Annotated in this window: 15 protein-coding genes; 12 read left to right on the top strand and 3 right to left on the bottom strand. The window is 61.5% G+C overall.

The annotated features are described in order from the left end of the window. The first annotated feature begins 4 nt into the window (after window positions 1–4). From CXR25_RS00765 to CXR25_RS00720, 10 genes are all read left to right on the top strand, one after another. Window positions 5–976 carry a FecCD family ABC transporter permease gene (locus tag CXR25_RS00765; RefSeq protein ID WP_338027627.1) on the top strand — a complete coding sequence of 324 codons (972 nt, stop codon included), beginning with the start codon at window positions 5–7 and terminating at the stop codon, window positions 974–976. Then, window positions 973–2,052, top strand: a complete 1,080-nt coding sequence (locus CXR25_RS00760; protein WP_125240282.1) for a FecCD family ABC transporter permease — start codon at window positions 973–975, stop codon at window positions 2,050–2,052. The genes CXR25_RS00765 and CXR25_RS00760 overlap by 4 nt, the downstream gene beginning before the upstream one ends. Continuing rightward, window positions 2,049–2,933: an ABC transporter ATP-binding protein gene (locus tag CXR25_RS00755; RefSeq protein WP_006822427.1), complete on the top strand. Its 885-nt coding sequence runs from the start codon at window positions 2,049–2,051 to the stop codon at window positions 2,931–2,933. Before CXR25_RS00760 ends, CXR25_RS00755 begins: the two co-directional genes overlap by 4 nt. Then, window positions 2,933–4,540 (top strand): ATP-binding cassette domain-containing protein, encoded by a 1,608-nt coding sequence (locus CXR25_RS00750; RefSeq protein WP_006822428.1) that lies wholly within the window; start codon window positions 2,933–2,935, stop codon window positions 4,538–4,540. The genes CXR25_RS00755 and CXR25_RS00750 overlap by 1 nt, the downstream gene beginning before the upstream one ends. Next, entirely contained in the window at window positions 4,537–6,135 is a 1,599-nt protein-coding gene (locus CXR25_RS00745; RefSeq protein WP_087053560.1) for an ABC transporter ATP-binding protein, read from the top strand. Before CXR25_RS00750 ends, CXR25_RS00745 begins: the two co-directional genes overlap by 4 nt. Next, window positions 6,107–7,024 (top strand): AraC family transcriptional regulator, encoded by a 918-nt coding sequence (locus tag CXR25_RS00740; protein WP_006822430.1) that lies wholly within the window; start codon window positions 6,107–6,109, stop codon window positions 7,022–7,024. Before CXR25_RS00745 ends, CXR25_RS00740 begins: the two co-directional genes overlap by 29 nt. Before the next feature lie 76 nt (window positions 7,025–7,100). After that, complete coding sequence (locus CXR25_RS00735) at window positions 7,101–7,601, top strand: MarR family winged helix-turn-helix transcriptional regulator (protein WP_164513769.1); 501 nt, start codon at window positions 7,101–7,103, stop codon at window positions 7,599–7,601. A 387-nt stretch (window positions 7,602–7,988) separates the two neighbouring features. After that, entirely contained in the window at window positions 7,989–8,351 is a 363-nt protein-coding gene (locus CXR25_RS19255) for a DNA alkylation repair protein (RefSeq protein ID WP_205676911.1), read from the top strand. A 3-nt stretch (window positions 8,352–8,354) separates the two neighbouring features. Then, the gene (locus CXR25_RS00725; RefSeq protein WP_087053556.1) at window positions 8,355–9,170 is read left to right on the top strand and encodes an AraC family transcriptional regulator; all 816 of its coding nucleotides are present in this window, start codon (window positions 8,355–8,357) and stop codon (window positions 9,168–9,170) included. Between the two features lie 84 nt (window positions 9,171–9,254). Beyond that, window positions 9,255–9,860 carry a LysE family translocator gene (locus CXR25_RS00720; protein ID WP_087053555.1) on the top strand — a complete coding sequence of 202 codons (606 nt, stop codon included), beginning with the start codon at window positions 9,255–9,257 and terminating at the stop codon, window positions 9,858–9,860. A 150-nt stretch (window positions 9,861–10,010) separates the two neighbouring features. Here CXR25_RS00720 and CXR25_RS19250 read toward each other — a convergent pair whose 3' ends face one another. Beyond that, a complete protein-coding gene (locus CXR25_RS19250) occupies window positions 10,011–10,259 on the bottom strand; it encodes an AraC family transcriptional regulator (RefSeq protein WP_170934011.1) in 249 nt (82 codons plus the stop codon). A 147-nt stretch (window positions 10,260–10,406) separates the two neighbouring features. Continuing rightward, entirely contained in the window at window positions 10,407–11,186 is a 780-nt protein-coding gene (istB, locus tag CXR25_RS00710) for an IS21-like element helper ATPase IstB (protein WP_096157928.1), read from the bottom strand. Between istB and CXR25_RS19245 the strand changes: the two genes are divergently transcribed. Together CXR25_RS19245 and CXR25_RS00700 are read left to right on the top strand one after the other, a co-directional pair. After that, window positions 11,086–11,481 carry a helix-turn-helix domain-containing protein gene (locus CXR25_RS19245; RefSeq protein WP_096157927.1) on the top strand — a complete coding sequence of 132 codons (396 nt, stop codon included), beginning with the start codon at window positions 11,086–11,088 and terminating at the stop codon, window positions 11,479–11,481. The two genes, istB and CXR25_RS19245, sit on opposite strands and share 101 nt — an antisense overlap. 138 nt (window positions 11,482–11,619) lie before the next feature. Beyond that, complete coding sequence (locus CXR25_RS00700; protein ID WP_096157926.1) at window positions 11,620–12,177, top strand: hypothetical protein; 558 nt, start codon at window positions 11,620–11,622, stop codon at window positions 12,175–12,177. Between the two features lie 156 nt (window positions 12,178–12,333). On the opposite strand, the gene CXR25_RS00695 is transcribed toward CXR25_RS00700, so the two are convergent. Then, a complete protein-coding gene (locus CXR25_RS00695) occupies window positions 12,334–13,368 on the bottom strand; it encodes a hypothetical protein (RefSeq protein WP_087053552.1) in 1,035 nt (344 codons plus the stop codon). Between the last annotated feature and the right edge of the window lie 390 nt (window positions 13,369–13,758).

Raw genomic sequence — 13,758 nt, 5'->3', positions numbered from 1 at the left:
GGGTGTGTTTGTGCTGCTCGCGTTGCTTGTGGTGGTTCTGGCAGCAAGCCTGTCATTCGGCGCGAACCCGTTACCCATCAGCGAGATCTGGCGGGTCGTACTCTCCCCAGATAGCTCCGAGGCAAGCTCCATTGTCTGGACATTACGAGTACCTCGCACGGTTGTGGGGATTGCTGCTGGTGTGGCATTCGGTGTTTCGGGCGCGCTCATCCAGGCGATCACACGCAACCCGCTTGCCGATCCCGGTATTCTCGGCGTAAATGCCGGAGCGGGGTTCGCCATTGTCGTTGGCGTGACGTTGTTCGGAGTCGGAGGAATCACCGGGTACATCTGGTTTTCGTTCATCGGTGCGATCCTTGCCACGGTGCTCGTCTACCTGATCGGGTCAGCGGGACGAGGCGCCTCATCTCCCGTCACACTCGTGCTCGCAGGCATCGCACTTGCCGCTGTCCTCTCAGCTTTCTCAACGTTTCTGACACTGATGGATCAGGAGACGTTCCGTTCCTTCCGGGCTTGGGGGTTGGGTTCCCTCTCGCGCGCCTCACTCGATGACACCGCTTCGGTTGCCCCGTTTCTGGCGGTAGGAATCCTGTTAGCCGCACTGATCAGCAGCTCCTTGAACGCGGTCGCGCTGGGAGACGACCAAGCGACCGCACTCGGAGCAAGCGTCACCCGCACTCGTATTTTGGGGATCATTGCCGTGACGCTCCTCGCAGGTGGCGGAACAGCGCTCACCGGAGGTATCACGTTCGTAGGTCTCATGGTCCCGCACATCGTGCGCTGGTTCACCGGACCCGACCAGCGATGGATCATCGCCTACACCGCCCTCGCGGCACCCTCCATCGTGCTCATCGCAGACGTGCTGGGACGAGTGATCACCCGCCCCGGCGAGATCGAGGCCGGCGTGCTCACCGCACTCATCGGTGCCCCCGTCCTCATCGCACTTGTGCGCCGGCGAAAGGCATCCGGGCTATGAAATCCACTATTCAAATCCCACGACAGATCGATTTCGGTTACCGGAACCGCACAATCCGTACTCAGCGCGCCGTCGCGCTGAGATTCAGCGCACGGAGCATTGCGATCAACTCGATCCTCGCCGTAGTTGCGGTGACCGTTGCGGTGATGTCCCTCGGAATCGGTGACTATCCACTGACAACTGCCCAGGTTGTCCAGTCGCTCTTCGGCCAGGGCGATGACTTCCATCGCCTGATCGTGACGGAATGGCGTCTGCCCATCGCGATCGCGGCAATCCTGTTCGGAGCGCTACTGGGGATCGGCGGTGCAATCTTCCAATCGCTGACCCGCAACCCCCTGGGATCTCCGGATGTAATCGGCTTCGACGCAGGATCGTACACGGCCGTGGTGCTCACAATCCTTGTCATCGGCGCGAATCAGTACTGGTACATCGCCGCAGCAGCTCTGGTCGGCGGGCTGCTCACCGCAATCGTGGTGTATCTGCTCTCCTATCGAGGAGGCGTGCAGGGTTTCCGCCTCATCATCGTCGGCATCGGAGTTTCCGCGATGCTGGGATCGATCAACGCGTACCTCATCACTCGCGCCGAGATCACCGATGCGATGAGCGTCGGTTTCTGGGCGGCCGGGTCGCTCAGTCGCGTCGGATGGGACTCGCTTGTCCCCGTCATCATCGGGGGCCTGATTGTCTTCATCGGAGTGACGATGTTGGCTCCCGCTCTGCGACAACTGGAACTTGGTGACGACGCGGCACTCGCTCAGGGGGTGAACGCTTCCGTTGCTCGCCCGCTGCTGCTGATCCTGGGAGTTGCGACGACCGCGTTGGTGACAGCTGCTGCCGGTCCGATCGGGTTCGTCGCACTGTCCGCGCCACAGCTCGCGAGGCGATTGACACGGACACCCGGGGTAACCGTGGCTGCGTCCGCGTTCATGGGAGCCGCGCTCTTGTCTCTCGCGCAGTTGCTGTCGCTCGTGATCGCGCAGGTCTACCGGCCTGTTCCGGTTGGCCTCATCACCGTGAGCCTGGGTGGTCTCTACCTAATCTGGCTCCTTATTCGTGAAACAAGGAGAAGCATATGACACGAGTGGACACTCACCCCCTCGCCACTGCTAACACCGCCGAGTTGACCGTACCGACAAGTCGACTGTGGACGGTGAATGCCACGATCGGCTATGACAAGCGCGTCATCAACGAGAACCTGTCGGTGTCGATTCCCGATGAGTCTTTCACCGTGATCGTCGGGCCGAATGCATGCGGCAAGTCGACCCTTCTGCGCGGGCTATCCAGGCTCCTGAAACCAGGATCAGGGCGGGTGGTACTTGACGGACAAGACATCCATTCCTACAAGGCCAAAGAGGTTGCGCGCAAGTTGGGACTGCTACCGCAGACCTCGCTCGCTCCCGATGGGATCAGAGTCGCTGATCTGGTCGCTCGCGGCCGGTATCCGTACCAGAAACTGATCCGACAGTGGACACCGGACGATGAGCAGGCGGTCTCTACCGCGATGGCAGCAACTGGCATCCATGAACTCTCAGACCGGCTCGTCGACGAACTCTCCGGCGGGCAACGACAGCGAGTCTGGGTCGCGATGGCGCTGGCACAGCAGACCGAAATCCTGTTGCTGGACGAGCCGACGACGTTCCTTGACCTGACCCATCAGATCGAGCTGATGGAACTATTCACCGACCTCCACCTTGCCGGGCACACCCTTGTCGCCGTTCTTCACGACCTCAACCAGGCTGCCCGCTACGCAACGCATCTCGTCGCGATGAAGGACGGAGGTGTCGTCGCCGAGGGCCCACCGGCTGAGGTACTGACCTCCGACCTGGTCGAGCAGGTGTTCGGTCTGCGCTGTCTCGTCGTTCCTGATCCCGTCGCAGGAACCCCGCAGGTGGTGCCGCTCGGACGAGACCGGCATCGGAACAAGGAAACTCCGATCAAGGAAGGAGGCACCGAATAGTGCCCGCACTCAACAATGACCCTGCGGCCGCACCGGCCTCACCCATTGCGGCCGCACTGCGCCCCGCGATCCCTGTGCTTACAGCAGCGGTTACCGCCGCCGCGCTTGGTGGCCTCACGATGGTCGGAGCCTTATGGTTCACCGTGCAGGTCGTCGCTGCGGTGACACTGACGCATGCGATTTCGGCGTGTGTCTGCTGGCTCATTGGAGGCCTGCTCCTGTCCGTCTCGTCGTGGCTCGCACATCACGGGGAGGCAAGATTCTCCGCACGGCTACGGCGCGATACCGCTCGCCATCTCGCGCACATGCCGATGAGCACGGTCTCACGGTATGGCGCTGACGCGCTGCGTCGTCTGGTAGGCGAAGACATTGCCGCGCTACACCACACCGTCGCACATCTGCCCGCGGAAATCGCGACCCTTGCGGTGGTGCCCCTCGCGACAGTAACTCTGCTGGTCGCAGTGGCGGGTCCCCTTACCCTGATTGCGCTGATCCCTGGCCTGCTGGCCGCAGCCTACTATCTGTTCATCGTGCCGCGAAGCTCAGCGAAACACGGAACCGAAACGGTCCGTGTGATGACGGACATCAGGACCGCTGTCGACGACTACGCACGCGGCATTCGCGTGTCCCGCATTTACAGCGCACAGGCCGGGGCAACCGCCAACTATGCCGACGCAGCACGCCGGTTCACCGAGAACATGGTCGCCTGGGTGCGACGGGTCGCGACACTCTCTTCCGTAGCGGTGGCGCTGCTCCAGGCCGTCGCAACCTATGCGATCGCCTACGCCATCGGCTACGACCAAGAGCCGGCAGTGCTCGCCGCCATGCTGCTGTTCGGGCTCGCCGTGGTCACCCCGGCGCTGCGCCTTGGGCATGGCCTGGACTATGTACGAGCGGGCAGCGCCGCGGCCGAACGCATCGCAGCGGTACTCCGCGAACCGACCGTCACGGGATCAACCGATCACAGTGACGACCCTGGACTTGAACTCGTCGACGTGCGGATCGGTCAGGACGACCGCACACTCATCCACAGTCTTTCCCACACATTCTCACCAGGATTAGTCACCGCGATAACCGGCCCCAGTGGCAGCGGCAAGACCACGCTGCTACGTACTATTGCCGGGCTGGAAACGCTCGAAAGCGGCGTGATCCGGTACCCCCACAGGGAGACGAACAGCGAGAAGACGTCACCCGACTCGGTGTTACTCATTCCACAAGGTGGGGATGTGCTCTCCGGGACGATCCGCGAAAATATCGCGCTCTCGACCCCAGAGGCCACCGATGATGAGATCAGCACCGCGCTTCGACGTGCGCAACTCGACCTCCCCCTGGATACCGCGACGACCACCCTGTCGGGCGGTGAACGTCAACGAGTCGGACTCGCCCGCGCGTTCCTCACCGATGCCCGTGTGATCCTGCTCGATGAACCCACCAGCGCGCTGGATAAGGACACGAGCGGGCGGCTCGTCAGCGAGCTACACACATTCGTCATGGAGGAATCGAAGACGCTCTTGATTGTCACCCACGATCATGGACTGGCCGAGGGCGCCACAGCACAGCTCAAGCTCACCGGCAACTCGGTCACGGTAGCCGGAGGAACCCGATGAACACGCAGCACACCCAGACCCTTCCTGCAGCGGCTCGCCGCAGACTGGTACTCATATCACTTGGCTGGGCACTCGTCGCGCTGGCCGAGGCGACGGCCTACACTGTGCTCGCCCTTGCGATCGCAAAGCACCAGCCACCGGGAATGGTGATCGCGACTGCGGCCGTCGCCCTGTTTATCACCGTGCTCGTCTCGCGCAGCGGCTACCTCACCGGGGCAAGGCTGGCCGGAGATCTCTTCCAAGGAGTTGGCGCGGCCTTCTCCCACGCCAAACTCTCGTGGTTCACCGAGAAGAACCGAACTCTTGTCGGCACGGTCGCCGGACAATCAATCCCCGCCCTGATGAGCGTTCCCGCCCATCAGCTGCAGACGTTCATTCTCTCGCCGCTCATCCCGCTTCTCTTGCTTGTCGGTATCGCGATCGTCGCTGGCCCCCTCACCATGCTTCTGGTGGCCGGGCTTGTCATCATCGCGTTCCTCGCACAACTACTCGCTCAACGAGCCCTCAGCCGTGCAGACGCAGGCCGAAACACTGTCGAGCAGGCCACCACCGAGGCATCCCTGGAATTCATCGATCACCTCGAACTGCTGCGGACCGCCGCAGGGCCAGACCGAGCCGTGGCGCGCCTGGAAGACAGATGGGACTCGGAAGAGGCTGCGCTCGCGCGTACGAACCGTGTATCGACTCCCGCGACCTTCGTTTCTAGTCTCGCGAGCATTCTGCCGCTTGCTGGTGTCCTCCTCTTCATCGCGTCGACAGCCATTGATGACCCGGCTACGGCACTGGCGCTCATCATCCTCACCGCCCGTGCATCTGCACCTTTGGATGCTCTCGCCCTGGCGGGGGTCTCGATCAACGAATTGCGTACCACGATCAACCGGTATCGCGCGGTGCTCTCGGCCCCGGTCTTACCCGAGCCGACCAAATCTGTCCAGAGCGTCGGCCATGCGATGACAGTGAATGATGTCTCGCACATCACCGTGCTGAAAGGGATCTCTACCGAGGTGCCCGAGGGCTCTACGACGATCATCACTGGTCCGACCGGAAGCGGCAAGAGCACCCTGCTTTCCCTGCTGATGCGGTTCGACGATCCTGACAATGGGCGTATCGAACTCGGCGGGGTCGACCTCACAGACATGCGATACGAAGACCTCGCGCAACGGATCGGCTATGTGCCGCAGGATCCTGTCGTGTTCGACGGAACACTGGCCGACAACATCCGTCTCGGCGACCCATCGGCCACCGATGAAGAGATCATCCATGCGGCAAAACAAGCCGCACTCGGTCAAGTCATCGAGCAATCACCGCTCGGGATTCAGCAATCAGTAGGCCACCACGGAAACGCACTGTCAGGCGGTGAACGCCAACGAGTCGCGATCGCCCGAGCCCTCCTTAAACAGGCACCGATCCTCATCCTCGACGAGGCGACCTCCGCCCTCGATACCGCCACGGAAGCGAAGATCGCCGAAACGATCCGCGCGCTCCCATGCACGAAGATCGTCGTCACTCACCGCGACGCGGACACAACCTGGCAGCCGACAGGTCACATTGCGCTCGGAGCACCAAGTGGTCGGAACACCAACGACCTCTGGTGAAAATGAAGTGAATTTGTTTGGGTCAGGCGGGCTGCCAGTGTTAGTGCGGGATCAGACAGCGCAGGTTCCGTCCGGCCCGTTGCGTGTGGCTGCGGTGAAGGTCGTGTTCGTGCTCTCAGGATGGGGACGCCTGCACACTCCAACAGGTGAGGAGCTATTGGGCGCGGGCAGTATTTTGACGATTCCAAATGGTATTGAGTGTCGCGGGTTTCCAGCAGAACATATGCGAACAGTGACTTTCTACATTCATCCCGGATTTCTAGCCGATCAGGTGCGGTGGCTGTCTGCAGCACACCCTCTGGTACACCATCTGCACCGTGCTCTCCACAAGAATTCTGAGCTCGGAACGTTGCGACTCTCGCCGGGAGCGTTGCTTGAACTCACTCCCAGCCTGCTCCGCCTCGCACACAAACCTGAGACTACTACGAGCGACTTTACCGTGCTCGCAGGAGCCTCGGAGGTGTTCGATGCGGTAGGAAAACTGACCGGCGTTGCCTCAGGCAGCACCGATCGTATCGGGGCGTTCCCAAGACGAGAAGTGACCATGGCAGTCGCCCTGCTACAGGCAAATCTGAATCACCCCTGGCGCGTCGATGAACTCGCTCGGGAGATTGCCCTGTCATCGTCACAGTTGACCCGGCTTTTCCGCTCGCATGTGGGTGTCGCTCCCGGGACTTTTCTTCGTCAGCTTCGGGCGGATCGGCTGGCTGAGCTTCTTGCCACGACGGACCTTTCGGTGAGCGAGGCTGCGGCACGCGCAGGCTGGGGTGCCAGTACGCTTGCCTCCCGGTCGTTTAAGCAGCGGTACGGGGTCTCGCCGAGCATCTACGCGCGCTTCCATCGTGGCGAGAAGAACACACTCCTCACGCTGAGCGATCAGACTTCGTGAACCGATGCCAGCAAAGCTTGGGATGTCCTTTTCCGCACAAAGAGGGCTAGTTAGCTGCCTGATAGTATGGCACTTAATGAATAAGGGTGTGGTCGTCAAACACGACTTTTTGCTGGCTCACGTTGATCACGATGAGTCTGCTCAAGTCGTGATGGCGGTGCTGTCTGCGGCGCGGCGCATCGATGACGCATGCGCCCACCTGCTGGCGCGGCATGGGCTTTCCGAGGGAAGGTTCGCAGTGTTGCTCGCGGTCAGCGAGCGTGATGACGCGAGTCCCGGGTGGATCGCCGAGCGGCTTGGGGTGACTCGCGCAACGGTCACTGGTCTTCTTGAAGGGCTGGTCAAAAGTGACTTTGTCGTGCGCATGGCCGCGCCAGGAGACCGCCGTTCGCACAACATCAAGCTCACGGAGGCTGGGGTCGCTGTTGTGAAAGAACTCGTACCCGTATACAAGGAGTGGTTGCGCCAGATCGCGGACAAGGTTGCGACGCCGCAAGACATTATCTCGAGTCTGGAACAGCTACGGCACAACCTGAGATCAGGAGCACCAACGAAGGGGGGTCATGAGTCGTCCTAGAACGGTTGCAGGGTTTGTGCCCGAACGGTTGCAGCAGTTACAGGCTGGGAGTATTGCAACGAGCACGCCCACCGAAGCATTAGCGATCGATCAGGGGTGTTGCTGCGCAATGTGCTCCCTGACGCTCCTGAACGTTTGCATGACGCTGCACGTGCGACGCAAAGCCAGGGAATTTTGGCGAGGATGCAACCCATCGGCGAGGCACTGCACAATCATCTTGGTACTGCAGACCCGGATCGCTGAGCTACGCACCGCTCAGACACGGTGCGTGGGTGGGCATGTTTCGCGGTTGCTGCTGGCCCGATCTTCCAAACCGCCGAAACCTTGCTGCCAGTGTTACGGCCAGCAGCCGATGATCAGCATTTCGCGGTTCGGGAATGGGCGTGGATGACGGCCAGGCCCACGCTCACAGCGCACCTCATCGAGAGCATCACGGTGCTTTCTGTTTGGACAGGTACAGATTCAGAACGCATCCGCCGGTTCACGAGCGAAGCGCTATGCCCGCGAGGAGTGTGGGCCAAACATATCGCCGCCCTCAAACACGACCCTGAGCTGGGGTTACAGATCCTCGAACCCTTACGCAGTGACACGTCACGCTATGTGCAAGACTCTGTCGCGAACTGGATCAATGATGCCTCGAAAACCCAGCCCGAATGGGTCGGGCAGTTCGCTGATCGGTGGCTTCAAGAAAGCCCCACCCCCGAAACCACGCGCATCGTGTCCCGCGGCCTCAGGTCGATACGAGACTGAGCGATGCAAACCGAGGAAGTACTGGAGACGGAGTTCGCGCGCAGCACGACGATCCCACACGTCGAGGCGAGACGCTCCTCTCAGGAGAATTCCTGCTACCGCCCACACACGCATGACACGTTCTCGATCGGGCTCATCGATTCGGGTACCTCGGTGTTCGCTGGCCCGCTCGGCGGCAGCGTACACCTGCGCCCGGGTGATGTGATTGTCATCGCAGCCGACCAGGTGCATCAGTGCAACCCTTATGGTGGTCGGTGGGTCTATCAAATGATCCACATGGATCAGGGCTGGGCAACAGACCTCGCGCCCGACGGATCTGCACAGGCACTATTTTCTAGCATCACCGTCCTGCGCCACCCGAACCTGCACGCGAGGCTCAGCGCATGGAACAGCCGCATCTTCGAGGACGAGAGCCGAGAACGTCTCGAAACTGATTTTCGTATGCTGTTGCGTGACCTCTCAGCTGCAGCACCGGACCATGTGGTGACCAGCGACGCTGACCCCGACCTTCGTGAGCGTCTACACCCGGTGATGGAGCGCCTACGATATGACGAATCCAACCCGAGCCTCGACAACCTGGCGGCTCTGGTTGGGATGTCGCGGCACCAGCTGATCCGCTCGGTGAAACGCGCTACCGGGTTGGCACCGTTGGCGTGGAGACAAAACGCCCGCATTATCGAAGCGCGGCACATGCTCCGTGACGGGCATGCTCTCGCCGATACCGCCCACACTCTGGGCTTCACCGACCAGAGCCATTTTCACCGCGTGTTTCGTGCCCACGTCGCCGCCCCACCGGGCCAATACCGTTCCGCAACGTAAGCCGCAGCCGCACGAACGTACAAGACACCACCCCTCACCGTCGCCGAGACTTGACGAGTTCACCGTCAAGATCGGAGGGGAAGTATGGAGCAGTTTGCCGCAGTGGCTCTCGCACACTTTCTGGCGCTGCTCATTCCCGGGGTAGATTTCTTTCTCATCGCCCGCACCGCAATGACCAGCGGTTGGCGAAACGCCACCGGCGCGTGCCTGGGCATCGCCGCCGCGAACGGGATCTTCATCGCGGCAGCATTCTCAGGGATCTCGATCATCTCGCACCCGACCGTGCTCGTCGTGATTCAACTGGCTGGCGGTGCCTTTCTGGTGTTCATCGGAATCGCGTTTATGAGATCAACGCCCCGGCTCAGTCACGATGACGACATGACTATCGAGCAGGCCACTTGGGTGAAGAACTTCGGTCTCGGGATCGCTTCTGGCCTGCTCAACCCCAAGAACGCGCTCTTCTATCTCAGCCTCGCCACTGCGCTCGCTGGGGCAGCACCACTCACACTCGTTGCATACGGGACCTGGATGTTCACCATTGTGCTCGTCTGGGATGTCATCATTGCGGTCGCCCTCGGATCCCGCAGAGCCCTCGCCCGGTTGGCACGCGTCGTGCCCTGGCTCACGAAGATAGCTGGAGGCTTCCTCATCCTTTTCGGCATTGCCCTGATCGTGGCTGTCGTGCAATAACGCAACGATTCGCCAAGCCGAGGTAAGTTCGTGCTTCCACTGCGGTAAAAGGCCGCAAAAACTCAGCGAGCTACTCCATTTCGCTGGTCGAATGCCCGCGACGCAACTGCAGGATCAGTCCATCCCACCGCCGCCACAGCCTCTGCAACCTCAAGTCTTGTGGTTGCGAGAACCTGCGCGAAGCTGGCGAAGCAACGCCGCCGCTGAGACGCCGATCTGGGTACGAAACAAACGCGTCAACTGAGAGCTTGACAACGCCGCAGCACTGGCCAGATCAGCAATCTGCCATCCACGGTCTAGGGTTGCGTTCAATAAGGAAATCGCGGCGACAATCTCGCGGCTTGGCGAGACTCCAGGATATACGGTGTACTCACAACGTTCTGTGGCTTGACCGCTCATCCGACCCGCCCCGTCGAATACCTCCGCTGAGAGAGCATGAATCAGCCGAGAATCGAACTGCGAAGGCATAACGCGCAGACTGTCAAGGGCCAGTTCCAGGTCCCCAGTTTTGGCCAAGTAGAAGTCCCCACCCTCTGTCATGGTTGATCAGTGGGGTAGGTGTTCACCTCCTTGTCGGGCTCGGGCTTGTCGCATGAGGTAGGACTGGCCGCTGGTGACCACGGTGGTGGCGTGGTGCAGTAGCCGGTCGAGCATGGACACGGCGGTGGTGTGTTCGGGCAAGAACCGTCCCCAGTCTTCGAAGGAGTGGTGGGAGGCGATGCCCAGGGAGCGGCGTTCGTAAGCGGCGGCCACGAACCGGAAGAGCAACTGGGCCCCGGTGTCGTCCAACGGGGCGAATCCGATCTCATCGACCAGCACCAGGTCGTTGCGTAGCAGCGTCTCGATGGCCTTGCCAACGGTGTTGTCGGCCAGGTGTCGGTAGAGGGTATCGACCAGGTCAGCGGCGGTGACGTAGCGCACCCGGTGCCCGGCGACCACGGCCGCGTGCCCCAGTGCGATGAGGGTGTGGGACTTACCTGTGCCGGCCGGTCCGATCAGCGCTAAGTTCTCCTTGGCCCCCACCCACTCCAGGCTGCTCAGGTAGGCCCACGTCGGTGCCGGGATCGCCGAGGCGCCCAGGTCGAACTCCTCGATCGTCTGGAGCACCGGGAAGGCGGCGGCCTTGCGCCGGGCTCGCTCGTTGGAGGCATCGCGGGCGGCGACCTCAGCCTCCACCAGGGCTCGCAGCACCTCCTCGGGGCTCCACCGCTGGGTCTTGGCGGTGATGAGCAACTCAGGGGCGAGTTGGCGCATCGCGGCCAGTTTCAGCCGGCGTAGCCCGGCGGTCAGGTCCGCCGCCAATACCGGAGCAGTGGCGGGGCTCATGAGGACACCCTCCCTGCGGTGGTGGGGGCGTGCTCCGCCAGCGACCGCCCGGTGGCCGTGGGCAGGTCGATCACCGGCGGCATTCCTTCGTCAACTCCGCGCCGACCGGATGGCTGAACTTCTCGCGACCACCAGCCTCACGGTAGGCGAGATCGGTGCGGCCGTGGGTTGGCGCGATGCGGCGGTCGCGCCGCGATCTTTCAAGCAGCGGTACGGAGTAGCTCCACGCATCTACGCAAGCTCATGCCGGAGATATGCTGCCAAGTCTGCAACTCCGCTACAGCCAGTTCCATGAGGGCCTGTTCGAGGATCGACGACCCGACAAGGGTGTTAGTGGCGGGTCAGCACTATTCATGGCGGGATTCGTTCTGCTCTCACGTCTCTAAAGACTCGCTCGATATGCTGGTTGAATACAGCGAGCCGAAGGAGCATCGTGGGCCGAAAAGAGCGGTTGGCGTCACGCGAGCGCCTTCAGCGAATTCGACTTCTGAGTTCTGAACTCGACACGCTCCGTAACGCAGCGATCGAACGCACTCGGTCAATCGACACGAAGTCCTCGTTTGTCGTTGTCGCCGCCGGAGTGCTTGCGGGGGCAACCTTCACAGGCTTAGTCGATGCCCGATCGTGGTACCTCGGGTTAGTGCCGTTCGCGCTCACTGTCGCAACGATCATTGCCGCGGCGGTCTCGCTCTGGCCGTCGACGATTGACTCGCCTTCCGGCCGATTCCTTGTCACTCGATGGGTTAATGCTTCTGAGCGTATGGAAGCGATGGAGGACTACATCCTCGAAGTGAAGGTACGCGAAATCGAGAAACGAAACTCGAAGAATGAGAAACGCGCAAAGGCAACCAAGTCGGCGTTCGTGCTCTTGGTAAGTGGCGTAGTGACTGCGCTGCTTGTCGCTGGTATCAATGCATCTGTCCTGAGAGGAGACCCAACCAATGGCCAGACCAACCCCGTCCACACCCCCTCCGCCCCCGGAACGCCCTGACGTCGAAGAAGCCTTTGAGACACTGACTCACGGTGACGATTCTGTGGAGAAGAAAAATGGCTGACGACAAGAATCCAACACCGCGGCCCGACGTCGAGGAAGCCTTCACGGAACTGACCGAGGCCGCGAAGCCGAGGCCGACACCTCCGTCCAAGCCTAAGGACTGAGTTTGCCTCTGTCGTTTCTCTCGCGGATATAGCCGCCCCAGTCTCGAGCCGCGAGGCCTGCCCATGCTCGTGCGGCGGTCTGAGAGATTCCGAGTGTTTGGGCGAGGATCATGTGCGGCACCTCAGCTGAGAGGCCAAACATGGCTGCATGCCGGGCTTGGTGGGGTGGGATGCCGAGTTCGACAAGCTGGCCTCGGATGTTCTCGGTGGCTATCGGACGGCCGGGGATTCCGCCTGGGAAGAGCCAGCCGTTGTCGAGAGAAGCGTAGGAGGCGTTGACTCGGTGTGTGAGCTGTTGTCGGATGAGCATGCCCAAGGGTTCGGGCATCTCGACCGGGGTTTCGCGGAATGTGACGAGCACAGGGCCTCGTTGTGGCGCGGTTACTTGCTCGGTGCGGAGGTCGTAGGCTCGGGTGAGGGGCTGCGCGAAGAGCAGGATGAAGAGGCCGATGATGCGGGTGTAAAGCCGGATCGAGTCGTCGCGCAGGAGGGTGCCGATATGACGCCAGCGGTCGGCATCTCCCATCGTGACATGCGCTTGGCTGGGGTTCGGGTTCTTCACGGAGATACGGTTGTTGATCCCAGTGCGGTTTATCCAAGTGATGAACGGGTGCAGCATCATCGACATTGACATCACTTGGGTGGAGAGGTAGAGCTCGAGTCGGTGCTGAGTAACCTCAAGGATCGTCGTCTGTTTGTGCTCGAGCCATGCCAACAGGTCGATCGAGCGGTTCAGGCGTTGCCGCGCGCCCTCGGCCATCGCTTTGGTGAGCCTGCCCTGGTCGGCGGCTGTGCGCAATCGACGGAGAATAACCCAGCGTGCGAACTGGTCGATGGTCTGTCGGTGCATCGCGCTGATGCCCGCGACACGGTCGATAAGCCAAGGCCCAATGCGCTCGATCAGTGGTTCGTAGGGTTCGAGGACCTCAAGCGCGACAAGGAGATCGCGCAGGTAGTTGTGTGCGCGATCCATCGGCCGTCGGGCGAAGGTGTCGTGGGAGATGTTCACTTCGCCAGAGGCCATCTGACGGAGAAGGGTAGGGCCGTGACCGGGCGGTCGTTGCAACCAGGTAATCGCGTTCTGCGGCCGATGCGACCCCACGAGCGCGTCGAAGACTGGCCGAAGACGTTCGTGGATCTCTCCGGTGCGGGGATCAAGCAGCAGCACATGGAGGCGTTCGCTCAGAACGCAGGAAGCGCAACGACGAACCCCATAGGGCTGATCTTGACGACCACACTTCTCACAGACGAACACGGGCGGCTTCCCCGCGCAGTCGGCACAAATCAACTGTGCAGGTGCGGTCACTGAGAGGTAGGGCAAGGGGCGAAACTGGCTGCAGCCTGGGCAGCGGGCGGGGTGATAAGCGAGGTAGCGACAGCAGTTCTGACAGATCTTTCCCTCTGGTAACTCGAA

It is taken from the genome of Brevibacterium aurantiacum (genome assembly GCF_003932995.1).
GTDB classification, from domain to species: Bacteria; Actinomycetota; Actinomycetes; order Actinomycetales; family Brevibacteriaceae; genus Brevibacterium; species Brevibacterium aurantiacum.
This window is presented reverse-complemented; position numbering and strand designations above follow the sequence as displayed.

Excerpts from the sequence above, each read along its gene's own strand:
- CXR25_RS00760 (WP_125240282.1), top strand. The coding sequence starts at position 973 with ATGAAATCCACTATTCAAATCCCACGACAGATCGATTTCGGTTACCGG.
- CXR25_RS00755 (WP_006822427.1), top strand. The coding sequence starts at position 2,049 with ATGACACGAGTGGACACTCACCCCCTCGCCACTGCTAACACCGCCGAG.
- CXR25_RS00745 (WP_087053560.1), top strand. The coding sequence starts at position 4,537 with ATGAACACGCAGCACACCCAGACCCTTCCTGCAGCGGCTCGCCGCAGA.
- CXR25_RS00735 (WP_164513769.1), top strand. The coding sequence starts at position 7,101 with ATGAATAAGGGTGTGGTCGTCAAACACGACTTTTTGCTGGCTCACGTT.
- CXR25_RS19255 (WP_205676911.1), top strand. The coding sequence starts at position 7,989 with ATGACGGCCAGGCCCACGCTCACAGCGCACCTCATCGAGAGCATCACG.
- CXR25_RS00725 (WP_087053556.1), top strand. The coding sequence starts at position 8,355 with ATGCAAACCGAGGAAGTACTGGAGACGGAGTTCGCGCGCAGCACGACG.
- CXR25_RS00720 (WP_087053555.1), top strand. The coding sequence starts at position 9,255 with ATGGAGCAGTTTGCCGCAGTGGCTCTCGCACACTTTCTGGCGCTGCTC.
- CXR25_RS19250 (WP_170934011.1), bottom strand. The coding sequence starts at position 10,259 with ATGAGCGGTCAAGCCACAGAACGTTGTGAGTACACCGTATATCCTGGA.
- CXR25_RS19245 (WP_096157927.1), top strand. The coding sequence starts at position 11,086 with ATGAGCAACTCAGGGGCGAGTTGGCGCATCGCGGCCAGTTTCAGCCGG.
- istB (WP_096157928.1), bottom strand. The coding sequence starts at position 11,186 with ATGAGCCCCGCCACTGCTCCGGTATTGGCGGCGGACCTGACCGCCGGG.
- CXR25_RS00695 (WP_087053552.1), bottom strand. The coding sequence starts at position 13,368 with ATGGCCTCTGGCGAAGTGAACATCTCCCACGACACCTTCGCCCGACGG.